The following is a 26579-nucleotide window of genomic DNA, read 5'->3' on the forward strand; positions in this document are numbered from 1 at the left end:
ACTATGGCAACAATTGCCCAAATGCAGCAGGAAGAGAAGCACAAGCGTATTGCCGCTGCCGTGAGCGTGGTGGTGCATATCCTTCTTGTGCTTTTCCTGATTTATATGCTGGCCTGGCGGGCACCTGATCCGCCGGCAGAGGTGGATGGTATTGAACTGAACTTTGGTTTGGATGCCGTTGGAAGTGGTGACGTGCAGACGATGGCCACACCCAATGTCTCTAAAAATGTAAAGGACAGCAAACCGGCCCCGACGCAACCCAAACCGGAGCCTGAACCGGATCCGCAGCCGGTAGCCAAAGCAACGCCGCCTCAGCCAGCCGATGCCCCTAAAGTGGTGACTACAACCGCCGATGCCCCGGTATCGGTGAAGGAAGAGGCAAAACCACAGCCCAAGCCACAACCGAAAGAAGCGGTGAAGACACCTGTGAAGGCACAGCCGGTAGAGGAAGTGGCTAAGAAAGAACCTGAAAAGCCCAAGTCGCTCTACCCTGGCAAGCCCACTACCAGCACCGGCAACGGGAAAGCCGGCAGCTCGGATGAAGCAACCGGGAATAACAACGGCGACGATACAGGTAAAGTAGGCGATAAAGGCAATCCCGAAGGGAAACTGGATGCCAAAGCCTTATACGGAAAACCAGGTGGCGGCGCAGGCGGCTCACTCGACATGCCCGGCTGGCGCTACGACATCGAACCAAAACGCGATCCTTACAACAACGAATCCGGCATCATTAAATTCCGGATCAAAATTGACGGGGAAGGAAATATCGTGAATGTGGAAGTGCTGGAAAATAACGTTTCGCCACAGGTACTGAAATGGTATAAGGACCAGCTTCAGAAAACATCCTTCAGCCGCACGGGCGGTGGTGGAAATTCCACGGGAGCCAGCGGCATTGTAACGATCCGCATTACATCCCGCTAATTTATACTTTGCAGATGACCTATCAGGAGTGTCTTGATTATTTATACCAGCAATTGCCGATGTTTCACCGCATCGGCAATGCTGCTTTTAAGAAGAGCCTCGACAATATTCTGGCCCTTTGCGGGGCCCTCGGCCAACCGCAGCAGCAGTTCAAAACCGTGCATGTGGCTGGCACCAATGGCAAAGGCAGCAGCTCGCATATGCTGGCTGCCGTGCTGCAGCAGGCAGGATATAAAACCGGCCTTTATACTTCCCCGCATCTTAAATCCTTTACTGAGCGCGTAAGGGTAAACGGGGTGGAAGTGCCGCAGGCCTACCTCATCGATTTCGTGGCGGAGCACAAGCCGCTTTTTGCCCGCATCCAGCCTTCCTTTTTCGAGATGACAGTTGCCCTGGCCTTCCGGTACTTTGCCGATCAGCAGGTAGATGTAGCGGTCATTGAAGTGGGATTGGGCGGCCGCCTGGACTCCACTAACATCATTACGCCCGAAGTTTCGCTGATCACCAATATAGGCCTTGATCACCAGGCCTTGCTCGGTGATACCCTGCCTGCCATTGCAGCCGAAAAAGCCGGCATCATCAAGCCCGGTATTCCGGCCGTGATCAGCACCAAGCATGCGGAGACAGAAGCAGTATTCCGCGCCAAAGCAGCCGAAGTTGCCGCTAGTTTATACTTTGCCACCGACCAGTTCCGGGTTGAACCATTGGAAGTAGATTTAAACCGCCAGCTTTTCCAGGTATACCGCAATGGAGCGTTATACCTGGCCGGGCTGGAACTGGACCTGACGGGCATATACCAGCAGTATAACCTGCCGGGTGTGCTGCAAACGCTGGCCATCCTGCAGGAACAACGTGAATTTAGTATTCCGGAGCAGGCTATCCGGCAAGGACTGGCGGCAACCAAAACTCTGACGGGCCTGAAAGGCCGCTGGCAGGTACTTCACCAAAAGCCTTTAACCATATGCGATACTGGCCACAACGAAGACGGCATCCGGCAGGTGCTCACCCAACTGGCTATGCTGCAGCCCCGGCAGGTGCACTTCGTATTTGGAGCTGTAAACGACAAAGACGTGACCACCATTCTGCAGTTGCTCCCTAAAAACTATATTTATTATTTCTGCCAGGCCCAGATACCCCGCGCCCTACCAATAGCTGAATTAATAGCAAAGGCTGCAGCGGCTGGCTTACAGGGCCAGAGATATGCCACTGTGGCCGAAGCGATTGCGGCAGCCAGGCGAAATGCAGCCCCGGATGAGGTTATATTTATCGGAGGTAGTACCTTTGTAGTCGCAGAAATAGAAGAATTATAACATGTCACGATCGAAGCTTGCCAAATTTGCTACCATTGCTACCCGCGAAAACGTTATTCAGGACGGGGATGAACTTTACAAAAACCTGGCAGGGAGCTGGCGCCAAACACAGTTTGAAAACAACAACCCGCTTGTACTGGAAATTGGCTGTGGCCGCGGAGAGTATACCATCGGCATGGCAAAGCTTTTCCCGGATAAGAATTTTATAGGCATCGATATCAAAGGCGAACGTATCTGGAAGGGAAGTACCCGTGCCCTGGAAGAGGAACTAACGAATGTGGCTTTCCTGCGCACGTTTATCGAACAGCTTGATGAGCAGTTTGCCGAAGGGGAAGTGGATGAGATCTGGGTTACGTTTCCGGACCCGCGCCCCCGTGACCGGGATATCAAACGCCGCCTCACGTCACCCCGCTTTTTAGCCATTTACCAGCAGATCCTGAAGCCCGGAGGCCTGGTGCACCTCAAAACCGACAACCTGGATCTGTATACCTATACTTTGGAAGTTTTGCAGGAACGCAAACCAAAACACTTGCTCTATACCGACGATCTCTACCATTCTGACTTGCAGGAACATACCATGGGCATTTATACTACCTATGAACGGCGCTATCTGGCCGAAGGTATTCCGATCAAATACCTGCAGTTTAAAGTATAAGCTGCCTTGTATAAGCAGCAGCGGATTTATTTTGCCACTTCCCGCGTTATCAGGAAAATAACACGTACATCTATACTTATTAATTTCAACCTGAAGCAATCCATATGAAAAAGCTAATGATTTCTTTTCTGTTCTGCCTGCTGGCTTTGGCAGCAGCACCACAAGTGCATGCCCAGGCACTTGGCGGCACTCCGCAATTAAGTAAGCAGGCATACCCCTGGACGAGCAAGGACATCATGGATCCGGCGAAGCTGGCACAGCTGTTACAGGATAAAAACCAGAAGAACGACCCGCTGATCCTTAATATCGGCTTTGTAAATAATATTAAAGGAGCTGTAGGAGTAGGAGCTTCAAGTAACGAAGAAGGCCTGGCCGCGTTGCAGAATTACCTGAAAAAGGTGCCTAAAGACAAAATGGTCGTGTTTTACTGTGGTTGCTGCCCTTACGACAAATGCCCCAATGTGCGGCCTGCTTTTGCGTTGCTCAAGCAGCAAGGGTATAAAAATGCCCGGTTACTAGACCTGCCGGTAAACCTGAAAACAAACTGGATCAGCAAAGGCTACCCGATGGCCGAGTAAAGCTTAGAAAAGAAATTTATACTTAACAGAACGGATGCCGCAGACAAAGTATGGTCAGCGGCATCCGTTCTGTTTTAAGAAGCGGTACTTTATTTCTTAGGCAGTAGCGCATTACTACGAAGCCAGTTAAGGCAGCGTTCAAACCATTCGTCCTGGGTAGTGGGGTTGTGCAAGCCGTACCCATGGCCGCCTTGTTGGTACACGTGCAGTTCTGCCGGAACATTGTTTTTTACAAGGGCCTGATAAAAGACCAGGCTGTTGGCTACCGGCACCACATCATCGTCTGTGGCATGTACCAGGAACGTAGGCGGCGTCTGCGCGGTCACTTGCCGTTCATTCGAGAAATCCTGCAGTTGCTCGGCGGTAGGCTTTTTGCCCAGTAGGTTCTGAAATGAGCCTTTGTGCCAGATGGCCGTGTCGCTGCTGATGACGGGGTAAAGCAGCAACATAAAATCGGGGCGGAGATTGCCTTTTTCTCCCGTAGGCTTCCCATAATTTTTGTTGAAATGAGTGCCGGCCGTGGCAGCCAGGTGCCCACCTGCCGAGAAGCCCAATATACCTACTTTCCGGGGATCTACGTGCCATTTGGCCGCATTTTGCCGGATAAGCAGGAGCGCCTGCTGCGCATCCTGCAGGGGAGCCAGCGAAGGCTGCGACGAAACTTTCGCGTCCGGCAGCCGGTATTTGAGCACAAAGGCCGCAATTCCCTGCTCGTTAAAACGCCTGGCTACTTCAATTCCCTCATGGCCAGCTGCCTCCATACCGTAACCGCCGCCCGGGCAGATCAATACCGCGGTGCCGTTCGCTTTAGCAGCAGGAGGCAGGAAAACAGTTAACTGCGGTTTACGCACTTTACTGAAACGCACATCCTCATACTTATAAGTACTATTCCACTCTTTCGTGACCTGCTCATCATCAGGGCCTGGCACCTCGTTGGGAATCTTGCCAGTATACAGGGGCAGCACCTGCCCGTTTTGTTGCGCCCGCAGGGGCAGCATACTTAGCACGAACAGGGGCATAGCCAGCAATAAACCTTTGGAAGCAGCAGGTGAGAGCATAAGGCGTCGGATATAGCGTTTTTATACTTTGCTAAGCATCACATACAGGGAAACAGGCTATTAGGTTACTGCGCTTAAAGCTCCTCAATCTCCTCAAAAATATCCTGCAGCTCGTCAAAGTCTTTCAGGCCGGGTTTTATCTCATGGCCGCCCTGCAAGCCAATGCCTGCCGGCTTTATTTTCTTTAACGCTGTGTTGATGTTGTCTTTATTCAGCCCGAAGCCCAGGTATATGGTGAACCGCGAAGCCAGCTCCCGCAGGAATTTGATATTCGTCTCGTCTATCGCTTCAAAGTCGTTGGAATAGATCAAAAAGGATTGCACGGAGGGGGCATAGAGCTCCATCATTTCCAGCAGCTCGCTCTCTACCGTATCTTTGTTCACGAATACCTTCAGGATCACGGGCCGGTTGATCTCTTCAATTTCATCGATCAGATAGGGCGTGTCGAGTTGGATCAGGTCCAATCCGAACTCATCTGCCAGTTCGTTAATCAGCTCGGGTCGCGCTCTTTCGAAGGTGCCGGCCAGCTGCACGCCGGCTATCCAGCCAATGATTTCCTTCAGCGGACCGGGTTCAATTCGCTCGGAGCTGTCGAGCTTCAGGTTAAAGCTGATGATGTCGACGCCCATGCCGGCGCAAAAACGGGCATCACTTAAGTTGTTTATATCATTTACTATTACGGAAGTACGTAGGGCCATAAAAAGCTTTGCTTTAATAGTATAAGTAGAGATAAATAATTTCTGTTGATCAAAGTAAAGGCCAAAAGGGGTAGTATGCCACTATTATTTGCATTTTTTTATCACCCCGGAGCAAGTATAACGGAAGAGCTGCCTGCAATATTTGGCCTGCTGAATCTTTATAACTGCGCGGTTGTTGCTATCTTTGTAGCATAATTTAATTGGTTTGTACTTTCATTATTGAAGATAGATGAGTAAGTTAGGAAGGGTTTTAGTAGCCATGAGTGGCGGCATAGACAGTTCTGTGGCTGCCGTGATGTTACACGAGCAAGGGTATGAAGTAGTAGGTATGACCATGAAAACATGGGATTATGCCTCCAGCGGAGCCTCTAAAAAAGAAACGGGCTGTTGCAGCCTCGACTCCATAAATGATGCCCGCAACATTGCCGTGCAACTCGGATTCCCGCATTATATCATTGATATCCGCGAGGAGTTCGGGGATTTTGTGATCAATCATTTTACAGATGAGTACCTGGCAGGCCGGACGCCTAACCCGTGTGTGCTTTGCAATACCCATATCAAATGGGATGCTTTGCTGCGCCGGGCTGACCAGCTGGGCTGCGAGTTTATAGCCACGGGGCATTATGCCAATATCCGCCAGGAAAATGGCCGCTATGTGATCTCCAAAGGGCTGGACGAGCACAAAGATCAGTCGTATGCGCTATGGGGAATTTCGCAGCAAAGCCTGGCCCGTACTATTTTCCCGCTGGGCAAGCTGCGCAAAACCGAGATCCGGCAAATGGCCATGGACCGCGGGTTTACCGAACTGGTAAATAAGCCGGAGTCTTATGAGATCTGCTTTATACCTGATAACGACTACCGTAGCTTCCTGAAGCGCCGGGTAGAAGGCTTGGAAGAGCAGGTAGCCGGTGGCGAGTTTGTGCTGGAAAATGGCACCGTGGTAGGCAAGCACGAAGGTTATCCGTTTTATACAATCGGGCAACGCAAAGGCTTAGGAGTGGCCCTCGGGTTCCCGGCTTATGTAACGCGCATCGAAAAGGAGCACAACCGCGTAGTATTGGGCAATTACGAAGACCTCTCAAAAAATGCCATGACGGTAGGCAAACTGAACATGGGCAAGTATGAGCACCTGCACGATACGCCTATCCCCACGATCACGAAAGTGCGCTATAACGATGCGGGGACCGATGCCATTGTAGAGCAGGTGGGAGATAAGATGAAGGTGCATTTTCTGCACGGCGTACATGCCATTGCCCCGGGCCAGGCAGCGGTATTTTATGAAGGCAACGATGTAGTAGGAGGTGGCTGGATCGAAACAAATTATAACGAGTTTTACCCGTTGGACATACTTCCTTCATGAGAAAAGCTGTGTTGCATTTGGTCCTGCTCGCCGGTTTATTGGCGGGTTGTGAGGAAAAAATTGCAGATCCCGATCCCCGGGCTGCCGGATACGATTATTATCCGGTAGCTATCGGGGATTTCCGCATTTACAACGTCACCGATATCCAGTACAGGTATAACGTGGGCGATACTGCCCGCTTTCAGTTGCAGGAGCGGGTGGATACATCCTTTTACGACCAGACCAACACGCTTAACTATAAAATAGTCCGTTCTATCCGTCCGGATGCCGGTAGCCCGTGGGTGGATGATTCCGTATTTGTAGTAGCCAAGACAAACACCATGGTGCTGCTCACCAAAGATAATACCCCACACGTTAAGCTGGTATTTCCGGTGAAAGCCGGGGAGTCGTGGCTGGGCGATGCGTATAACAACAACAAGGCGAATAGTTATACTCCTGTTGATGGCCGCCGATCGGAGTATTACCTGAGCAAGGAGTCGTATACGTATGATAAAGTAGGAGAGCCTTTTACGATCGGGGATAAGACCTATCCCAAAACGCTGACGGTGGTGCAGGGAACGCCCACGGAAAGCTGGATCGGCTTTGACGACCGCCAGGAGGTTTATGCCGAGGATATCGGCATGGTCTACATGCGGTATAACCGCATTGTATACTGCAATCAGATGGAATCCAGCAAGTGCGAGTATGCCATTGGCTACAAATTGAACGGCCATGAGCGCCACGAGATACTAACTTCCTACGGACATAAATAAACGATGTGCCACCTGCTCCTCTACCTGTTCCTTCTGCTTTCAGTGCCGGCCGTACTCGGCCAGGGAGCGCAGCAGGCCGAAGCAATAGAGCAAAAGCGGCTGGTATACTTCACCGATAAAGCAGGCACTCCTTTTTCCTTAGACAATCCCCAGGCTTTCCTGTCGCCCCGGTCCCTGGAGCGCCGGCAGCGGCAGCACATTTCCTTAACTTCGCGCGATCTGCCCGTTAACCCGGCCTATGTGAGTGAGCTCAAAAAACAGGGGGTACCGGTATGGTATACTTCCCGCTGGTTTAATGCTGCCGTTGTGCAATGCAGCGACGAACAACTGGCGCAGTTAGAAAAGCTGCCTTTTGTTAAAGGCTCCTACACCCTCAACAGAATAGCCCAGCCCCGGCAGGAAAGCCACCCTTTACAGCAAGATCAGAAATTATCCTTTTCAATAAAGGTTCCCGCGCCTGCAGGTGCCCAGGACTATGGGCCTGCTTTCCACCAGGCCAATATGCTGGGAGCCGTGGACCTGCACCAGGCCGGCTTTCGGGGCGAAGGAATGCTCATTGCCGTGCTCGATGCCGGGTTTCCGAACCTAAATGCAATTCCGGCGCTGACCCAACTTTTACAGAACAAGCAGCTGCAGGGCACTTTTGATTTTGTGCTGAACCAACAGGACGTGTTCGGCGGGGATGCGCACGGCACGTCGGTACTAAGCACCATGGCTGCTTATGCCCCGGGCACCTTTCTGGGCACGGCATACGGGGCCAGTTACCTGCTTTTGCGCACCGAAGATGCCGCAACTGAACATCCCCTGGAAGAGATCAACTGGCTGCTGGCTGCGGAGTATGCCGACAGCGCCGGGGCCGATGTGATCAATTCATCGCTTGGCTATACTACGTTTGATGCCCCCGCGCAAAGCTATACCTATGCCGACCTGGATGGCAACACGGCCCTGGTGAGCCGGGCTGCCGACATGGCTGCTGCCGCAGGTATACTGGTGGTGGCAAGCGCTGGAAACGACGGAAACAAAGCCTGGCACTTTATTTCCGCGCCAGCAGATGCCGATTCTGTATTAACAGTGGGGGCGGTAGACTCTTTGGGTATGAAAGCGGCTTTCAGCTCATTTGGCCCAGCATCCGATGGCCGCATCAAACCCGATGTGGTGGCGCTTGGCCAGCTAGCGTACGTGCTGAATGTAGCAGGCAATGTAGGCCAAAGCAACGGCACTTCCTTTTCAGGGCCCATTATGGCAGGATTTGCAACGTGTCTGTGGCAGGCATATCCTGGCAAAACCAACATAGAAATAATTCAGCTGCTACACCAGCTCGGGAGCAAAGCAAATTCCCCCGACAATGCGATCGGGTATGGTATTCCGAGTTATGCCCGTATCGTAACGGCGCTGCCCGAAGCATCGGCAGCAGCGTCAGCCTTTATCACCAACCCGGTTACAGGGGAGGAGATCATCCTTACGCTTGGGCCGGAATGGGGGGCGCAGCCCCTGGCGCTAAGTATAGTAGATGCCACAGGCAAAATGGTGTACCAGGAGACCTTGCCTGCCGGCCAGAGCCGCCAGGTACTGGGGCTGCGGGGGCACAGCTTAAAACAAGGCCTTTACATCTGCCGCCTGCGGGCTGGCAACCAAAGTGCTACCCTGCGGCTGATAAAACTATAATACCATTTCAGCGCAACATTCAGGGCTAGTGTTACAGAAAACTCATTAAAAAATTTACCTTTACAGCTATGAAACCACTGATCGCACCCTCTATACTTGCCGCTGATTTTGCTAACCTGCAATCGGAGGTGGAGATGCTGAACCGCAGCGAAGCTGATTGGCTCCATGTAGATGTGATGGATGGCCGCTTTGTGCCCAATATTTCGTTTGGATTCCCGGTGATGGAAGCCATCCAACGCTTTGCTAAAAAGCCGATGGATGTGCACCTGATGATCGTGGAGCCGGAGCAATACATCACGCGTTTCCGGGAGGCCGGCGCTGATGTGATCACGGTGCACCTGGAAGCCTGCCGCCACCTGCACCGCACTATCCAGCAGATTAAAGCATGCGGCGCCAAGGCGGGCGTTGCCCTGAATCCGCATTCGCCTGTATCCGGTCTGGAGGATATCATTGCTGACCTGGATCTGGTGCTGGTAATGTCGGTAAACCCCGGTTTTGGCGGGCAAAAGTTCATCCCGAATACGTACCGTAAGCTGGAAACTTTAAAAGAGCTGGTTCTTGCCCGAAATTCGTCCGCTTTGATCGAAGTAGATGGCGGGGTAAACGAAGAGAATGCGCCGCTTTTGCTGCAGAAAGGAGCCGATGTGCTGGTAGCCGGCAGCTTTGTCTTCTCGGCTGCTGATCCGGAGCAAACAATTGCCGACCTGAAAAGCGTCTCCCTGAAATAACGCTACGCTACGCCTGATGCTCAAATATCTGTCGGTATGGTTGCTTCTACTCTTGCCAATGGGTGTTTCGGCACAGCAGGCCCTACTGGTAGGCAAAGTACTCAACCAGGAAAAGCAACCGCTGGAACTAGCTACCGTGGGTATCAAGGGCACTACCATTGGTACGCACACCGCAGCCGATGGCACTTTCCGGCTGGCGATACCAGCCAATGAACAACTGGTATTGCAGGTGCGCTACATTGGCTTCGAGGCACAGGAAAAAACACTGACGGCCGCTGCCGGACAACAACTTAACTTGACCTTTACGCTGGTGCCTGACCTGCAGAAGCTACGTACGCTGGATGTGCGGGGCAAGCGCGAAACCGACACCCGCGAGCAGGTAAGTATGACCAACCTGAATCCGCGGCTCACCAAAAATCTTCCTTCCGCTTTCGGTGACTTTAACAAGATCCTTGTCACCTTGCCCGGCGTTTCGAGCAATAACGAGCTTTCTTCCACCTACTCGGTGCGGGGTGGCAATTACGACGAGAACCTGGTCTATGTGAACGGCATCGAGATATACCGGCCTTTTTTGATCACGGCCGCCCAGCAGGAGGGCCTTAGCTTTGTGAACCCGGACCTGGTGGGCAGCATTGCATTTTCATCCGGCGGCTGGCAACCCAAGTATGGCGACAAACTCTCGTCAGTGCTGGACATCAAGTATAAAGAACCCCAAAAGTTTGCAGCTTCCGTAACGGGTAGCCTCACAGGAGGCGCTTTGCACGTAGAGTCCGCCTCGCGGAACAAGCGCGTTTCGTACCTGTTTGGCACCCGCTACAAAAACAGCCAGTATATCTTGCAGGGGCTGCAGGAAAACGGCGAGTATCAACCTAACTTCTCCGATGCACAGGTTTATATCCATATCAACCTGACCAAAGACACCTTACAGCCTGGCCGCACTACGCTGGGAATACTAGGAAGCTATGCCCGGAATAATTACCTGGTCATACCCAAAAGCCGGGTCACCACTTTCGGCACCCGCTCCATGCCGCTGCGCCTGTATGTTGGTTTTGATGGCCGCGAACAGATGGAGTACCGTACCTCCCAGGTTGGCTTGAATCTGGCGCATCGTTTTAATCAGAACTATACAACCTCGCTTATACTTTCCGGCGTGCAGTCGCGGGAGCGGGAGTTTCGGGATGTGGAGGCATTTTACCTTCTGAGCGATGTAAGCCAGAACGCCAACAATTTTGGCGAGGACGAACGCACCCGGGGTGCCGGCAGCCAGTTCGACCATGCCCGCAATGCCTTAAAGGCAAGTATACTGACGGCTGAAAGCCGGAACGAGTGGCAGCTGAGCGGCCGGAGTAAAATACTGGCAGGCGCCAAGATCGGCCTCGAACACATGGACGACCGGCTGGAAGAGTATGGTTTCACCGATTCCGCTGACTTTGTTAAACCCGTTTATTTGCTGGATTCCCGCCAGGACCTGCAGAGCGTGCGCTATAATGGCTATGTGCAGCATACTTTTGAGCTTGATTCGCTGCGTACCATCACCTACGGGATGCGCGCCAGTTACTGGGACTTTAACCGCGAACTGACCCTCACGCCGCGCCTGCAGTATGCGTTTATCTCGCCCCGTAATCAGGATCTGTCTTTTAAAGCTGCGGTAGGGTTATACTACCAGCCGCCCTTTTACCGAGAGCTGCGCAATTTTGAAGGAGAACTCAACGCTAATCTGAAAGCGCAACGATCGCTGCATGCTATTGTCGGCACCGATTACCTGTTCCAGAAGTGGGGGCGGGATTTTAAACTCACAGCCGAAGCCTATTACAAGCACATGACCAATGTGGTACCCTATGACGTAGATAATGTGCGGCTGCGTTATTATGCGCGTAACAACGCGAAAGCCTATGCGGCCGGGTTTGATGTGCGGGTGAACGGCGAATTTATCCAGGGAGCCGAGTCGTGGCTTAGCCTGGGGCTGCTGACCACCCGCGAGAATGTGGACGGCGATTCGACGACCGTTTACGCGCAGGGAAGACCGGTTGGGCGGCAGGAGCAGGGTTACATCCGCAGGCCCACCGATCAGTTGGTGAATGTCGGCGTATTTTTCCAGGATCACTTGCCTGATAACCCTACTGTACGGGTATACCTGAACATGGTATATGGCAGTGGCCTTCCGTTTGGCCCACCCCGCCAGCCGGAATACCGCAATGCGTTTAATGGCAAGTCCTACAAACGGGTAGATGTGGGATTCTCGAAAGTGATCGTGCTGGAAAGTGACCTCGTAGAGCGAAAAAAAGTATCGCTCCAAAGTCTTTGGATAGGACTGGAAGTACTCAACCTGATCGATGCGCAGAACAGGGTGGCGTATACGTATGTAACCGATGTGAATGGCTTGACCTATGCTGTACCTAATTACCTGACCGGCCGCCGATTGAACCTCCGCTTCGTAGCACGATTTTAATTCAGAAGTATAACACCGGAAGTACAGGTTTAACGCTGATAAGAGCGTCTATACCTAATGAAGTAACAGTTTAAGCTATACTAAAAGCTGGCTGGTTAATTTCCCCATTGATTCATAAAAAAGGGAGCCACAAATTGTTCGGCTCCCTTTTCTTTTAGACAGTAAGTATAAACAACTATAATTTGCGCTTCTTCCAGTTGTTATAAGCCGTTTCGATCTCTTTCGCATAAGTTTTGTAACTATCCGGCTCGGTATTCCCGAGCTGCATTGCTTTAGCCGTGAGCGAAGCTGCGATCTGAAACTCATTGTTCTGAGCATAAAGTCGGGCTTTTATCCAGTTATTGAAGAAGGTGTCTTTAATAGCAATCGATTTGTTAATCCACTCCAGTGCTTTCTGATGCTGTTCTTTGTAAGGAAGCATATACTCGGCACACTGCGCCCATACATACCAGTCGTCTGCGACAGCTTTTGCCAGCGCGGCATTGATATTGGCCAGGGCTTTCCTTTCTACCTCAGTTTCTATCGGGATCGATACCTTCATGTTTTCCCAGGCCAGGTTCAGCATTCCTTTATTTGTGCCAAGGTCGGAGAAGGAGAACTGCATGGTTTCGGTAAAGCTGTTCTGCTTTGGTGTAACCGCATAATAGGCCACATCATCCAGTTCATTATACCCTTCCAGGCCCCACAGGGTCGTATCCTTGTTTAAAACAACGTTCCAGGATGTTTCATTTTCTGGGATAATAAAAAAAGAATAGGTGCCAGCCGGAACACGCTCATGGTTGAAGAATACATCGTCTTCAAAACTGATCAGGGTCGATTCGTTTGCGCCTGCCCGCCAGATCTTCCCATAAGGTACCAAAGCGCCAAAGATCTTTCTTCCTTTTACGCCCGGCGCATGGTAGCGCACCGTGATTGCTGTAAGGCCAATGGTTTGTTTTAGCACTGCTTCAGGGCTAGGCTGAGGTAGCTTCACCTGAGCAAATACGGTAGGGCTACTAAAGCAACATCCTACAAAGAGGCATAAACCTGCCAGAAAACGCTTCATAGTTAATATTTAATTTATACTTCTAAACTTTGGTGTCACAGAAAAAATTGTGCCATAGCAAAAGGCTTTTTTCGGGCAGCAAAGATACGCAAGAACATAAGGCTAAATAGTATAAGCACCTTATATAATCTTTAAAATTTAGCCAAGTCAATTGAAGCAAAAATATACTTACACGATAAAATGTAACATTCCTAATATAGCATTATACCATAAAATATTTTCAGATAATCAGGAACTTATACAACCAAAATTACGATTTCTTGTATAATATGATTAATTAATTGAAGATTAATACACCAATTCCACCTAAAGCTATGATTTACAGGCACTTTCCCTGCGGCTAGGGAGAGAAAATCCTGCTGTTTAGTTGCTCCTATCAAGCAGGAGAGTAACCTCTTTATGCGCTTTTTTTCAGCGCAGCATAAACTTTTTTAACCTTTTATCTACCTTTTAACAATTAATGTATGCAATCAAAACTTCTACTCAAGCTACAAGCTAAAGAGTACCATTACTTTCAGCGTTTCCTGCTGGTCACGGGTTTATTTCTGCTCAGCTCCTTCGGGCTGCAGGCCCAGACTGTTTCATCTGATAAGGACGACTATGCCCCCGGCGAGATCGCTTTTATTACCGGCTCCGGCTGGACGCTAGATCAAACAGTCCATGTAGAGTTTAAGGAAGAACCCGATTACCCTGATTATCATGTGTATGATGTGGCAGTAGATGCCGCTGGTAACTGGCAGATTGAATATCCTATCGAATCACGCCATATCGGTGTAAAGTTTACCGTAACAGCAACAGGTAAGCAATCTACTTATACTACTCAAACAGTGTTTACTGATGCCAATGTTGAATTTAAATCAACGGGACTGCCAAATGGTACCAATATTACTGTACGATATAGAATAGGCACTTCTAACTCAGGGCCTCAGAGTAGTTTAACGTTCTCTGCTCCTGGCCCTTCCAACAGTTTAGCTGTTACTGAGCTTCAGACCATTTATTATTCTTTTGATAATGTTACTTTAAATGGAGTAATTTATACAGCTTCAGGAGGTTCGCAAACTGGCACTAAGAATAACGGCAAGATTTCATTATCAGCTGATTTCATATCTTCCTGTACTGGACCGGCAATTACAACCCAGCCTGTAAACCAAACAGTAACCTATGGGGCGAATGCAGCCTTTACAGTTGCTGCATCCGGAACGGCTACTCTTGCCTATCAGTGGCAAGTAGATAGTGGTGCTGGGTTTGGAAACATTTCCGGTGCTACATCAGCTACTTTAAATCTGACACAGCCTGCTGTATCCTTGAATGGCAATCAATACCGATGTGTGGTTACCAATAGCTGCGGAACTGCTACCACCAATGCAGTAAGTATAACTGTAAATAAAGCAACAGCTACCGTTACATTAAGTAACCTGCAGCATATATATGATGGCAGTGCTAAATTTGCCTCTGCATCCACAGATGTAACGGGTACAAGTAGCTTCACTTATACATATGATGGTTCTTCTGCAGCTCCCGTTAATTATAAAGAAGGCGGATATATTGTAGTAGCTACATTAGTGAACGATAATTATTCTGGTAGCACTTCAGGAACGCTTATCATTAACAAAGCAGCTACTACTACACTAGTTACCCTTGCAACTGGACCTTTCACTTACACGGGCTCGCCTATTACGCCTGCTTCAGTTAGTGTAACAGGTCCTGGCCTAAGCCTGACGCCAGCTGCTACTTATGCCAGCAATACCAATGCCGGTACAGCTACAGCCAGCTACAGCTATGCAGGTAGCGACAACTACCTAGCTTCTTCAGACAGCAAAACCTTTTCTATCGGTAAGGCCGCTGCTACAATTGTAGTAACTGGTAAGACTGTTACTTACGACGGCAAAGCACATGGCGCCAGTGGTACAGCTAAAGGTGTAAACAACGAAGATCTGACTGGCTTAAACCTAGGTTCCAGCTTCACCAATGTACCTGGTGGCACAGCTTCATGGACGTTTACCAATGCTAACTATGTTGATCAAAGCGGCCAGGTAGATATCATAATCAACAAAGCTCCTGTTACGCTTACTCTCGGAAACCTGGAACATACTTATGATGGTACTTTGAAGTCAGCAACGGCTACGGCTACACCAGCAGTAAGTGGTATAAGCATCAGCAACAATGGTAAAACATATGCAGGAACTTATGAAGTGGAAGCTACGCTGGACAATGCCAATTACAGTGCGGCGGTTGTAACAGGTAATTTGGTGATTGCTCAGAAAGCACTTTCAGTTACTGCAAATGATAAGGAAAGAAAGTATAATCAGGCTAACCCGGTTTTTGATGGTGTTGTAGAAGGGGCTGTTGCTGCCGATAATATTAGCGCTGATTACAGCACTATTGCCACGCAAACCAGCAACGTAGGAGAATATGCTATTAATGTTACATTAGTTGACCCGAACAACAAGTTAGGTAACTACAGTGTGACGAAAACGCCTGGTATATTGAAAATTACTCCGGCTTCTGCTACGATCTCTTTAACTGACTTAGCTAAGACCTACAACGGTTCTGCCCAGGGTGCAACAGTTACTACTTCACCTGCTGGCTTGGCAGTAAATGTGACCTATGCTGGCTCTGCCACAATTCCAACAAATGCCGGCACTTATGCCGTGGTAGCATCCCTGAATAACAGCAACTACACTGCTTCCAATGGTACAGGTTCTCTGGTAATCGCTAAAGCTCCTACAACCACAGTTGTTACGCTTGCATCTGGTCCATTCACTTACACCGGTTCGGCAATAACGCCAGCCACTGTAAGAGTAACTGGTCCTGGCTTGAGCCTGACTCCAAAAGCTGAGTATGCAGACAACGTGAATGCAGGTACAGCCACTGCCGGTTTCGACTATGTTGGTGATGACAACTACCTTGCTTCTTCAGACAGCAAGACCTTCCAGATTGGTAAGGCGAATGCTACTATCGCTGTAAACGGCTACACCGGCACTTACGACGGCGTAGCCCATGGAGCGACAGGTTCTGCAACAGGAGTAAAAGGAGAAACACTGGCCGGACTTGCGCTTGGCAATACCTTTACCAATGCGCCTGGCGGTACAGCTTCCTGGATTTTTACGGATGCTACTGGCAATTACAATAACACCAGTGGTTCAACCGCTGTAGTAATAAACAAGAAAGAGCTTACTGTTACCGCAGAAAATCAGAGCAAATACTGTGGTCAAGCCAATCCATCTTTCACTGTTAGCTATTCTGGTTTCGTGCTGAATGAGAACGCTTCTGTGTTAACTACAGCTCCGGTTGCATCGGCTAATACTAGTCAGATGAGTGGTACCGGTACATATACTATCACTGCAGCAGGCGGGGTCGCAAACAACTACAGCTTCAAGTATGTTGATGGCACCCTTACGATCAACAGCGTAGCTATTGATGCAGCTGCAAGCGGTACACCGGTAGCTATAAATACTACGGCTACTCTTAGCGCAATAGTTTCTCCGGCGGTGCAAGGTGTAACTGTTCAGTTTACTTTAGACAACGGAACTTCAAAAACTGCTGTAACAGGTATAGATGGAATTGCTACAGTAACTGTTACAGGCTTAACAGTTGGGGTGTACCAGGTTAAAGCCTCAGTTGGTAGCGATTGTGCATCTTCTACAGCATACTTGCCTGTGTATGATCCAAATAGTGGTTTTGTAACAGGTGGTGGTTGGATTAATTCTCCGGCTGGCGCCTATGTAGCTGAACCATCCGCAACCGGTAAAGCTAACTTTGGATTCGTAGCGAAATACAAGAAAGGTTCTACTGCAGTTGAAGGAGAAACTGAATTCCAGTTCCAGGCAGGAAATCTTAATTTCAAGAGTACATCTTACGAAACAGCGACACTCGTAATCAGTGGTGCCAAGGCAAGCTATAGGGGAGTAGGCACGATCAATGGAACAGGTACCTATAAGTTTACCTTATCAGCCATTGATGGTCAACTAAACGGCGGCGGCGGAACTGATAAAATTCGCATGAAGATCGTCGATTCTAATGGTAACACGGTATATGATAACCAATCAGGTGCTGCTGATAACGCCGATGCTGTTACAGCTCTCGGCGGCGGCTCGATCGTAATCCATGAAGCGAATGTAAAAACCAGCACTGCCAGCAAACTGGTTGCCGAGGCACCGGTTAAAGCGGTACCAACCACTGAGTTCTACAACTATCCGAATGCATTCTCTGACAGAACCACCATTGCTTTCTCTGTCGAAAAAGAACAGAGCTATGCACTGGAGGTATTTGATGTGCGGGGTGTGCTGGTGAAGAAAGTGGCCGTAGGCGTAGCAGAAAAAGGCAAACTGTATGAGTATGAGGTGGATGCCCATAGCATGGCGGAAGGAATTTATTTTGCACGGCTCTCCACTACGGCGGGTGTACAGACCATTAAGATGCTGCTGAAGAAGTAGTAAGGAAGTATAACCCGGTTGTTTACCTACAAAGAGGTCCTCGCTGTAAGCGGGGGCCTCTTTATGCTTTAAAAGAGAATTTCTGGTTAAGGCATTCAGAAAGTTTCCTACTTTATTTTCAGAAGCGGAATTTTATTCTACATTTGCAGCACAAGATGAATAAAACCGCAGCTAATAGCATCCTTTCTTCTCTGGCAACGCCCGTTGCCATTGCTGCGCTTGTGCATTTCCACCACATCCATCATTCCTCGTAAGAGGAATTAGAGAATCATATCGCCCCCGAGGGTTTTAGCCCGTATTACTCTTTGCTGTGAGCAAAGCAGTAACTGTTTCTATCTTACCATTAAATCTCAAAACATGCTCCGTTTAGCAATACAGAAATCCGGCCGGCTTAGTGAAGATTCACTTAACCTTATCCGGGAGTGCGGCATTTCCTTTATTAGCAGTACCCTAAAACTTAAAACAGAATCTACTAATTTTCCGCTCGAGATCCTTTTCCTGCGCGATGACGATATTCCGGGCTATGTAGCCGATGGCGTAGCCGATATTGGCATTGTAGGCGAAAACGTACTGGTAGAGGAGGGCAAACAACAACTGGCCGTTGAGAAACTGGGCTTTTCCAAATGCCGCCTGTCACTGGCCGTACCCAAAGGCGCTTCCTACGATTCGGTGCAGGACCTGGACGGGAAGAACATTGCCACCTCGTATCCAAACCTGCTGCAGGCGTATTTGCAAGAAAATGGCGTAACCGCACAGATCCATACGATAAGTGGCTCAGTAGAGATCGCCCCAAGTATAGGCCTTGCCGATGCAATATGCGACATTGTGAGTTCGGGTAGTACACTGATTAGCAATGGCCTGCGCGAAGTGGAACGTGTTTTTAAATCCGAGGCTGTGCTGATCGCCAATGAAAACTTAAATGCTGAGAAGAAGCAGATTCTGGAAAAGTTATTGTTCCGGATCCATTCCGTGCAGCGGGCGCAAAAAGCCAAGTATATCCTGCTTAATGCCCCAAATGAAAGTATATCCGAGATCAGCGCGTTGTTGCCCGGGGTTAAATCGCCTACCATTCTGCCCCTGGCTGAAGAAGGCTGGAGCTCCCTGCATTCGGTAGTGAATGAAGATGATTTCTGGGAGATCATCGAGAAAATAAAAGACGCCGGCGCGCAGGGAATATTAGTGGTGCCTATCGAAAAAATGATCATTTAGTTATGCAGAAGATCTTAAACCCGGCCCCACTAACGTGGCCTGAACTGGTAAAGCGACCCACCAAGGATCTTGCAGAACTGGAAGCCGGTATTATGGAAACGTTCAGGCTAGTGCAGGAGCAGGGAGATGCGGCCCTGCAAGCGTTGGCCGCTAAATTTGATGGCGTAGAGCTAACCGAACTGCTTGCCACCGAAGAGGAAATAGCTGCTGCAGAAGCTAAATTACCCGTGGAACTTAAAGAAGCCATCCTGCAGGCTTATAGCAACATACAGGTTTTTCATACCCAACAGGCTGAACCTGTAAAACAGATGGAGACGATGGCGGGCGTCACCTGCTGGCGCAAAAGCGTCGCCATCGAAAAGGTAGGTTTATACATACCGGGAGGGACGGCACCGCTTTTTTCTACCTTGCTGATGCTGGGGGTTCCGGCCCGTATTGCGGGTTGCCGCGAACTGGTGCTTTGTACGCCCCCTTCCAAGGACGGGACCATCCATCCAGCCATCCTTTATACTGCATCTCTGCTGGGTGTTACGCGGGTGGTAAAAGCCGGCGGGGCGCAGGCGATTGCAGCCATGGCCTTTGGTACCGAAAGCGTGCCTGCTGTGTATAAAATTTTCGGACCGGGTAACCAGTACGTTACGGTTGCCAAGCAGCTGGTGAGCAAAGCAGGTGTGGCCATCGATTTGCCTGCTGGCCCTTCGGAAGTGCTGGTGATGGCTGACGAAACGGCTAATCCGGCATTTGTAGCGGCCGATCTGCTGTCGCAGGCGGAGCATGGCGCCGACTCGCAGGTGGTACTGCTGACAACTTCGGAAGCCTTTCTGGATAAAGTAGCTCAGGAACTCCAGTCCCAGCTTGCCCAATTACCGCGCGAGGTTTTTGCATCCAAAGCTTTAAGCAATAGCCTGGGTATTGTGTTGAATACGGTAGAGGAGATGCTCGCATTCTCTAATCTGTATGCCCCCGAACATCTTATCCTAGCGGTAGCTAATTTCGAGCAGCTGCTGGAGGAGATCATCAATGCAGGTTCCGTTTTTCTGGGCAACTATAGCCCGGAGTCAGCAGGCGATTACGCTTCAGGCACCAACCATACTTTGCCGACTAACGGGTATGCCCGGGCTTATAGCGGTGTTTCGCTCGATAGCTTTGTCAAGAAAATCACCTTTCAGCACATCTCACCGGAAGGTTTGCAGAACATTGGCAGCACCATCGAAACCATGGCCGAAGCAGAAGGATTACAGGCGCATAAAAATGCTGTAAGTATCAGACTTAAAGAACTTAACCGTGTTTAACTTAAATAATATAATCAGGCCTAATGTGCTGAAGATGAAAGCGTATTCTTCGGCCCGGGACGAGTATAAAGGCGACGCCAGTATTTTTCTGGATGCCAATGAGAACAGCCTCGGCAGCCTTGCCGGCGAAAATTATCACCGCTATCCGGACCCGCACCAGAAGCAGCTTAAAAGAAAAATAGCCGAAATAAAAGGTATAAACCCTGCGCAGATCTTTTTAGGAAATGGCAGCGATGAAGCTATTGACCTGCTGTTCCGGATGGTGTGCCGCCCAGGCCAGGATAAGATGCTGCACCTACCGCCCACCTATGGCATGTATGAAGTATCAGCTAACCTGAACGAGGTTACGATGGAAGCTGTGCAGCTTACGCCCAAATTCCAAATTCCTGTAGCGGAAGTGCTGGCTAGTATAACGCCGGAAACGAAGCTGATTTTTGTCTGCTCGCCAAACAATCCGACAGGGAGCCTGATCGAAATCGAAAGCATTGAGACACTGCTTCGCAGCTTTGAGGGGTTGGTGGTAGTGGATGAAGCCTATGCCGACTTTTCCGAAAGCCCCAGTTGGACTGCGCGCCTGGCGGAGTTTCCGAACCTGGTCGTGCTGCAGACTTTCTCCAAAGCCTGGGGTATGGCGGGTCTAAGGCTGGGCCTGGCTTTCGCTTCCGAAGAGATTATAAGCGTGCTGGATAAGATCAAGCCCCCCTATAACATCAACGAGGCCACACAGCAACTGGCCCTGCAGGCACTAGAGCACACCGAAGCTTTGCGCGACATGGTGGAGGAGATCAAACAGGAACGCGAACTGCTGCTACATGCGCTGCCCGCATTGGCGCAAGTAGAAAAGGTATACCCGTCGGATGCCAACTTTATACTTATTAAAGTGAAAGATGCAGATGGCCTGTATAACTACCTTTTAAGCAAAAGGATAGTAGTTCGTAACCGCTCCACTGTACCAGGTTGCGCCGGCTGCATCCGCATTACAGTAGGTACGCTGGAAGAGAACCAGCAACTGTTGCAGGCCATAAGTGAATACAAGACACAAGATTAAAGACACGGGACACACGACAATACAAATAGTAAAAATTCTAATGTCTAACGTCTTGTGTCTAACATCCAAACAACATGAAAAAAGCATTATTTATAGACCGGGACGGGACCATTCTGGTCGAGCCGAAAACGGATTTCCAGGTTGACTCCTTTGAAAAGTTTGCCTTTGTGCCTAAAGCCATTGCCAACCTGGTAAAAATAGCACGGGAAATGGAGTATGAGCTGGTGATGGTCACTAACCAGGATGGTTTGGGAACAGATTCATACCCGGAACATACGTTCTGGCCGTACCAGAACAAGATGCTGGAGGTGCTGGAAAGCGAAGGCGTAATCTTCAGCGATGTCCTCATCGACCGCAGTTTTGAGCACGAGGGACTGGAAACCCGCAAGCCCGGTACCGGCATGATGAAAAAATACCTGGCAGGTGCGTATGATCTGGCCAACAGCTTCGTGATCGGCGATAGACTGACGGATGTACAGCTGGCCCAAAACCTGGGCGCAAAAGCCATTTTTCTGGGAGAGACCAGCGCACCAGCCGCCGCCCTGAGCACTGCTGACTGGGACGCTATTTATACTTTCCTGAAGCAACAGCGTGTCACCCGTTCGGCCTCAATACGCCGCAGCACCTCCGAAACCAATATCGAAGTAGCGCTTAACCTGGATGGCACAGGCAAAATGAGCATTCACACTGGGCTTGGCTTTTTTGACCATATGCTTGAACAGGTAGCCAAGCATGCACGCATCGATCTGAGTATACAGGTAAAAGGGGATCTGCACATCGACGAGCACCATACCATCGAAGATACCGGCCTGGCGTTAGGCGAGGCTTTCCTGGAAGCCCTAGGAGATAAAAGGGGCATCAGCCGCTATGGCTTTTTCATATTGCCGATGGATGAAGTGCTGGCGCAGGTCGCCATTGATTTCAGTGGCAGGCCGTGGGCCGTATGGCAGGCCGAATTTAAGCGCGAAAAAGTAGGGGATATGCCTACGGAAATGTTCTTCCACTTTTTTAAATCCTTCTCCGATACGGCCAAAGCGAACCTAAACATGAAGGTGGAGGGCCTGAATGAGCACCACAAAATAGAAGCCTTGTTTAAAGCCTTTGCCCGTGCCATCCGTATGGCCGTGGCGCGTGACCTGCAGGACAATACGATCCCAAGTACAAAAGGCATTTTATAAGCCGGACAGGTATAACAAAAAAGGAGTGCCCTAACAGCGCTCCTTTTTTGTTAACGGCTGGTACGTAACCAGTCCGCAGCTAAATCATACTCATCAAAGAAGCGGATCAGCGTCTTGTTCGAGACAAACTTCAAGGCCTTGTCGGCTGAAAGCCGGCTTAAGACGCTTGGCGAATAGATCCAGGCAAAATGCTTAACCCCGGATTCCTGAATGGCAGGAAACCATTCAGTCCCCACCCATTTGGAAGCCCCGGACCAGGCACCTTCCACGTGGGTATTATCATTAAGGATAGCCGTTATCTGTCGTTCCTTTACAAAGCGGAGAATTTCGCCGCAACCCGCTACTACATCATGCTGGCTTACAATCCCCCGCCAGTTCACATACATCCAGTCGTCATCATTGTCATATTCGATGGCAATAAAGTTATTCCGGAATAAAAGCTCGGTCCTGGGTATTTTCATAGTACTGTATTTAGAAGCGGGGTGGCAAAGCTAAAGAGCATTTACAAAAAATAAAAGGATAAAACTAAATTTGAAAAGTAGAACAGCGCTCCTGCTAAGTTTCCATGCCCTTAATAATAATCCTCAGCGGCTTGCCAGAGGTAATGCATCAGTAGCGTTGCAGCCACCCGCTCGAATAGCGTTGCCGCCTGGTAAGTAGGCGAACAAGGAACGAGACACCCAATAGAAAAGTATAATCTGCGAATCGTTTTCTGTTCCAACGCATCCTTATACCAGATCAGGCTACAGAAGTTTAAACATTATTTTAGAATAAAAGGAAACGCCCCTGATGCGCATCTGTGCCAAAGAATGAAGGAGCTCATTAAAAAAGAGAAATTTAAAAAGAATGCAGAATTATTTTGGAGTTGTCGTTTTAGCGCCTACTTTTGTGAAGTAGCAGGTCGTGAATTTTTCCTGCACATCACAAAAAAGACAAATGACTCAAAATCTTCAAATGGCATGGTGGTGGCACGTTACGCAAAATATCGTGAACAGCACTGCTATGTTTAATTGAAGTATCGGATATAGCAAATAACCAAAGGCAAGAAAGCCCGCTGTTCTCATAGAGCAGCGGGCTTTTTGTTTTAACACTTATGCAACCCATGACCAAGTATCACATTCGGACCACCTACAAACGCCTACTGGCTGACATCCTGACACCGGTAAGTGTGTATCTGAAGCTCCGCGATCATTACCCTAACAGCATACTGTTAGAAAGCTCGGACTATCATGGCTCCGAAAACAGCTTCTCTTATATTTGCTGTGGCCCGATGGCCAGCATCAAAGCCGATAAGGAAGTGCTCACAGAAACGTTTCCGGACGGATCGGTACGCACCATACCGATCACACGCGATATCAGTGTGCCGGAGCAGCTTGGAGCCTTTGCGCAGCGTTTTGAGATTGAAGAGCAAAAGCAGTTCAGCTTCATTCACAACGGTCTTTTTGGTTATATGAGCTACGATGCCGTGCGCTATTACGAGGACCTGGACCTGACGCTCCGCAAAGATCGTCTGGAAATACCTGACTTATACTATGCCGTGTACCGCTACATTATCGCGATCAACCATTTCACAAACGAAGCGTTTATTTTCTCGCACAGCTATAATCCGGGAGAGGATGATGGTATTGCCCGGCTCGAGGCGCTGCTCAACAGCCGCAACATTCCGAGCTATACCTTTAAAACCGTTGGCACGGAAGAGCACAACATCAGTAGTGAAGGGTTTCTGAAGAATATTGGCAAAGCAAAGCAGCATTGTTTCCGGGGCGATGTGTTTCAGTTGGTGCTCTCCCGCCGGTTTGCCCAGGCTTTTCAGGGCGATGAATTCAATGTATACCGCGCACTGCGTTCCATCAACCCGTCGCCATACCTGTTTTATTTCGACTATGGCAGCTTCAAGATCTTTGGTTCTTCACCAGAGGCCCAATTAGTGATCAAAGACGACAAGGCCAGCATTTACCCGATTGCAGGCACCTTCCGAAGAACAGGCGACGATGCAGCCGATGCAGCACTGGCCGAAAAGCTACTGGCAGACCCCAAAGAAAATGCTGAACACGTAATGCTGGTGGACCTGGCCCGCAACGACCTGAGCCGTAATGGCTCGGAGGTGAAGGTAGAAACTTACCGCGAGATCCAGTACTATTCGCATGTCATCCACCTGGTCTCCAAAGTTACCGGCAAGCTGCACCCACATGCCAACCCGCTGCAGATGGTGGCCAGCACCTTTCCGGCAGGCACACTGTCGGGCGCGCCCAAGCACAAAGCCATGCAGCTCATCGATACTTACGAAACCACCAACCGGGCATTTTACGGCGGATGCATCGGTTTCCTTGACTTTAACGGCAACTTCAACAGTGCCATTATGATTCGCTCTTTCCTGAGCAAAGACTACAAACTATACTTCCAGGCCGGCGCCGGCATTGTGGCTGCCTCTAACCCAGAGAGCGAGTTGCAAGAAGTAGACAATAAACTGATGGCCCTGCGCAAAGCTTTACAATTAGCCCAAGAAATTAACTGATATGGACGTTCTGGTAATCGATAATTACGACTCTTTCACTTACAACCTGGTGCACCTGATGCTGGAACTGGGCACTACGGTAACCGTGCGCCGCAACGATAAAACCACCCTGGAGGAGGTAAGCGGCTACCAAAAGATCATGCTCTCGCCGGGGCCAGGCATACCGGACGAGGCAGGCATGCTGAAGGAAATTATCCGCACGTTTGGCCCAACCAAAAGCCTGCTGGGCGTGTGCCTGGGACATCAGGCAATAGGTGAAGTATACGGCGGCAAGCTATTTAACAGCAACGAAGTATGGCACGGTATTGCTACGCCGGTGCAGGTTATTTCTGAAGACGAAGTCCTCTTTAAAAATATGCCGCAGCAGTTCAGCACGGGCCGCTATCATTCCTGGCTCGTAGAAAAAGCACTGCCCGACTGCCTCACGGCTACCGCTGTAGATGAAGCGGGCAATATCATGGCGCTGCGCCACCGGGATTATGACGTGCGCGGCGTGCAGTTTCACCCCGAATCCGTGTTAACAGAACATGGCCGGAAAATCATCAAGAACTGGTTGGAAAGTTAGACTTAAGACTGTTTGACAAAGGACATAAGATTTAATTTGGCCTTTGTCTTTTGTCAAAAAATCATTTGTCAAAAGAATCATGAAAGAAATACTAAATCACTTATTTGAACATAAAACGCTAACGAAGGGGCAGGCGCGGGAGGTGCTGGCCAATATTACAGCGGGCAAGTATAACCAGAACCAGATCGCCAGCTTCCTGACCGTTTTTATGATGCGCAGCATTACGGTGGACGAGCTGGAAGGCTTCCGGGATGCCCTGTTGGACTTGTGCCACCGCGTGGACCTGGATGTCTATAACCCGATCGATCTGTGCGGCACCGGCGGCGATGGCAAGGACACGTTTAATATCTCCACGCTCTCGTCGTTTGTGGTGGCGGCAGCCGGCGTGCATGTGGCCAAGCATGGCAACTATGGCGTGTCGTCTTCCTGCGGTTCTTCGAACGTAATGGAGGCGCTGGGCCTTAAGTTTACAGCTGACACCGACGCGTTGGAGCGCAGTATCGATAAGTATAACATCTGCTTTTTACACGCGCCCCTGTTTCATCCGGCCATGAAAGGAGTGGGCCCAATCCGAAAGGAGCTGGGCGTAAAGACCTTTTTTAATATGCTGGGCCCTATGGTGAACCCGGCCTTCCCGAAACGGCAGATGGTGGGCGTTTTTAGCCTGGAGTTGGCCCGCATGTATGGCTACCTCTACCAACAAACCGACACCCATTACAGCATCATTCATACTTTGGACGGCTACGATGAAATTTCGCTTACTAGCCCCTTCAAAGTGATCGCCGATAACAAAGAAGCCTTGTATGATGCCGAAATGCTGGGCTTGCCGGTATTGCAGCACGAGCAGATACAAGGGGGCGGAAGTATAGAAAAAGCGGCCAGAATTTTTGTGGATGTGCTGAAAGGAGAGGGTACTCCCGCACAAAATGCTGTGGTTGCTGCCAATGCTGGCATGGCCCTGCAGTGCGCCCGCCCGGAGCTTAAACCGAAAGAAGCGGTTGCCCTGGCAAAAGAAACACTGGAATCCGGAAAGGCTTTTGCTTTGTTCAACAGGTTGATAAGTGATAAAAATTTAGTGGCGGTTTAGTCATCATCAAATCTCCAAATTTTCAAATCT

The 26579-nt window shown here is 49.8% G+C and carries 22 protein-coding genes; 18 read left to right on the forward strand and 4 right to left on the reverse strand.

The genetic code is table 11. The features are described from left to right. Positions 1 to 3: 3 nt before the first annotated feature. The 4 genes from LWL52_RS08200 (at position 4) to LWL52_RS08215 (ending at position 3464) form a co-directional block, all read left to right on the forward strand. On the forward strand, positions 4 to 921 hold the full coding sequence (locus LWL52_RS08200; RefSeq protein ID WP_242918733.1) for a hypothetical protein: 918 nt from the start codon (positions 4 to 6) through the stop codon (positions 919 to 921). A gap of 14 nt (positions 922 to 935) precedes the next feature. After that, on the forward strand, positions 936 to 2231 hold the full coding sequence (locus LWL52_RS08205; protein WP_242918736.1) for a bifunctional folylpolyglutamate synthase/dihydrofolate synthase: 1296 nt from the start codon (positions 936 to 938) through the stop codon (positions 2229 to 2231). Position 2232: 1 nt separating this feature from the next. Next, positions 2233 to 2886: a tRNA (guanosine(46)-N7)-methyltransferase TrmB gene (gene trmB / locus LWL52_RS08210; RefSeq protein ID WP_242918738.1), complete on the forward strand. Its 654-nt coding sequence runs from the start codon at positions 2233 to 2235 to the stop codon at positions 2884 to 2886. Positions 2887 to 2990: 104 nt separating this feature from the next. Next, positions 2991 to 3464 carry a rhodanese-like domain-containing protein gene (locus tag LWL52_RS08215; RefSeq protein WP_242918740.1) on the forward strand — a complete coding sequence of 158 codons (474 nt, stop codon included), beginning with the start codon at positions 2991 to 2993 and terminating at the stop codon, positions 3462 to 3464. Positions 3465 to 3553: 89 nt separating this feature from the next. Here LWL52_RS08215 and LWL52_RS08220 read toward each other — a convergent pair whose 3' ends face one another. Both LWL52_RS08220 and trpF read right to left on the reverse strand, forming a co-directional pair. Next, positions 3554 to 4522, reverse strand: coding sequence for an alpha/beta hydrolase (locus tag LWL52_RS08220; protein ID WP_242918742.1), 969 nt, complete (start codon positions 4520 to 4522; stop codon positions 3554 to 3556). Between the two features lie 74 nt (positions 4523 to 4596). Next, positions 4597 to 5220, reverse strand: a complete 624-nt coding sequence (gene trpF, locus LWL52_RS08225) for a phosphoribosylanthranilate isomerase (protein WP_242918744.1) — start codon at positions 5218 to 5220, stop codon at positions 4597 to 4599. A 229-nt stretch (positions 5221 to 5449) separates the two neighbouring features. On the opposite strand from trpF, the gene mnmA reads away from it, so the two are divergent. From mnmA to LWL52_RS08250, 5 genes are all read left to right on the forward strand, one after another. Then, positions 5450 to 6580, forward strand: a complete 1131-nt coding sequence (gene mnmA / locus LWL52_RS08230; protein ID WP_242918746.1) for a tRNA 2-thiouridine(34) synthase MnmA — start codon at positions 5450 to 5452, stop codon at positions 6578 to 6580. Next, positions 6577 to 7332: a hypothetical protein gene (locus LWL52_RS08235; protein WP_242918747.1), complete on the forward strand. Its 756-nt coding sequence runs from the start codon at positions 6577 to 6579 to the stop codon at positions 7330 to 7332. The genes mnmA and LWL52_RS08235 overlap by 4 nt, the downstream gene beginning before the upstream one ends. A gap of 3 nt (positions 7333 to 7335) precedes the next feature. Further along, positions 7336 to 8997: a S8 family serine peptidase gene (locus LWL52_RS08240; protein WP_242918748.1), complete on the forward strand. Its 1662-nt coding sequence runs from the start codon at positions 7336 to 7338 to the stop codon at positions 8995 to 8997. A gap of 68 nt (positions 8998 to 9065) precedes the next feature. After that, positions 9066 to 9725 carry a ribulose-phosphate 3-epimerase gene (gene rpe, locus LWL52_RS08245; protein ID WP_242918749.1) on the forward strand — a complete coding sequence of 220 codons (660 nt, stop codon included), beginning with the start codon at positions 9066 to 9068 and terminating at the stop codon, positions 9723 to 9725. A gap of 16 nt (positions 9726 to 9741) precedes the next feature. After that, positions 9742 to 12174, forward strand: a complete 2433-nt coding sequence (locus tag LWL52_RS08250; protein WP_242918750.1) for a TonB-dependent receptor — start codon at positions 9742 to 9744, stop codon at positions 12172 to 12174. 175 nt (positions 12175 to 12349) lie between these two features. Here LWL52_RS08250 and LWL52_RS08255 read toward each other — a convergent pair whose 3' ends face one another. Then, on the reverse strand, positions 12350 to 13117 hold the full coding sequence (locus LWL52_RS08255; RefSeq protein WP_242918751.1) for a DUF2911 domain-containing protein: 768 nt from the start codon (positions 13115 to 13117) through the stop codon (positions 12350 to 12352). 566 nt (positions 13118 to 13683) lie between these two features. On the opposite strand from LWL52_RS08255, the gene LWL52_RS08260 reads away from it, so the two are divergent. The 5 genes from LWL52_RS08260 to hisB all read left to right on the forward strand — a co-directional run bounded on the left by LWL52_RS08260 (position 13684) and on the right by hisB (position 22382). Then, positions 13684 to 17655 (forward strand): MBG domain-containing protein, encoded by a 3972-nt coding sequence (locus LWL52_RS08260; RefSeq protein WP_242918752.1) that lies wholly within the window; start codon positions 13684 to 13686, stop codon positions 17653 to 17655. A gap of 357 nt (positions 17656 to 18012) precedes the next feature. Next, on the forward strand, positions 18013 to 18864 hold the full coding sequence (gene hisG, locus LWL52_RS08265) for an ATP phosphoribosyltransferase (protein WP_242918754.1): 852 nt from the start codon (positions 18013 to 18015) through the stop codon (positions 18862 to 18864). 2 nt (positions 18865 to 18866) lie between these two features. Beyond that, on the forward strand, positions 18867 to 20156 hold the full coding sequence (hisD, locus tag LWL52_RS08270) for a histidinol dehydrogenase (RefSeq protein ID WP_242918756.1): 1290 nt from the start codon (positions 18867 to 18869) through the stop codon (positions 20154 to 20156). After that, complete coding sequence (gene hisC / locus LWL52_RS08275) at positions 20149 to 21204, forward strand: histidinol-phosphate transaminase (RefSeq protein ID WP_367615679.1); 1056 nt, start codon at positions 20149 to 20151, stop codon at positions 21202 to 21204. The genes hisD and hisC overlap by 8 nt, the downstream gene beginning before the upstream one ends. A gap of 74 nt (positions 21205 to 21278) precedes the next feature. Next, on the forward strand, positions 21279 to 22382 hold the full coding sequence (hisB, locus tag LWL52_RS08280) for a bifunctional histidinol-phosphatase/imidazoleglycerol-phosphate dehydratase HisB (protein ID WP_242918760.1): 1104 nt from the start codon (positions 21279 to 21281) through the stop codon (positions 22380 to 22382). Between the two features lie 50 nt (positions 22383 to 22432). On the opposite strand, the gene LWL52_RS08285 is transcribed toward hisB, so the two are convergent. Further along, positions 22433 to 22843, reverse strand: a complete 411-nt coding sequence (locus tag LWL52_RS08285) for a hypothetical protein (protein WP_242918762.1) — start codon at positions 22841 to 22843, stop codon at positions 22433 to 22435. A gap of 348 nt (positions 22844 to 23191) precedes the next feature. On the opposite strand from LWL52_RS08285, the gene LWL52_RS08290 reads away from it, so the two are divergent. The 4 genes from LWL52_RS08290 to trpD all read left to right on the forward strand — a co-directional run bounded on the left by LWL52_RS08290 (position 23192) and on the right by trpD (position 26549). Continuing rightward, on the forward strand, positions 23192 to 23392 hold the full coding sequence (locus LWL52_RS08290) for a hypothetical protein (protein ID WP_242918764.1): 201 nt from the start codon (positions 23192 to 23194) through the stop codon (positions 23390 to 23392). 92 nt (positions 23393 to 23484) lie between these two features. Further along, positions 23485 to 24897, forward strand: coding sequence for an anthranilate synthase component I family protein (locus LWL52_RS08295; RefSeq protein WP_242918766.1), 1413 nt, complete (start codon positions 23485 to 23487; stop codon positions 24895 to 24897). Between the two features lies 1 nt (position 24898). Continuing rightward, positions 24899 to 25462 (forward strand): anthranilate synthase component II, encoded by a 564-nt coding sequence (locus LWL52_RS08300; protein ID WP_242918768.1) that lies wholly within the window; start codon positions 24899 to 24901, stop codon positions 25460 to 25462. Between the two features lie 79 nt (positions 25463 to 25541). Then, complete coding sequence (trpD, locus tag LWL52_RS08305) at positions 25542 to 26549, forward strand: anthranilate phosphoribosyltransferase (RefSeq protein ID WP_242918770.1); 1008 nt, start codon at positions 25542 to 25544, stop codon at positions 26547 to 26549. Positions 26550 to 26579 lie beyond the last annotated feature (30 nt).

Source organism: Pontibacter liquoris (genome assembly GCF_022758235.1).
GTDB classification, from domain to species: domain Bacteria; phylum Bacteroidota; class Bacteroidia; order Cytophagales; family Hymenobacteraceae; genus Pontibacter; species Pontibacter liquoris.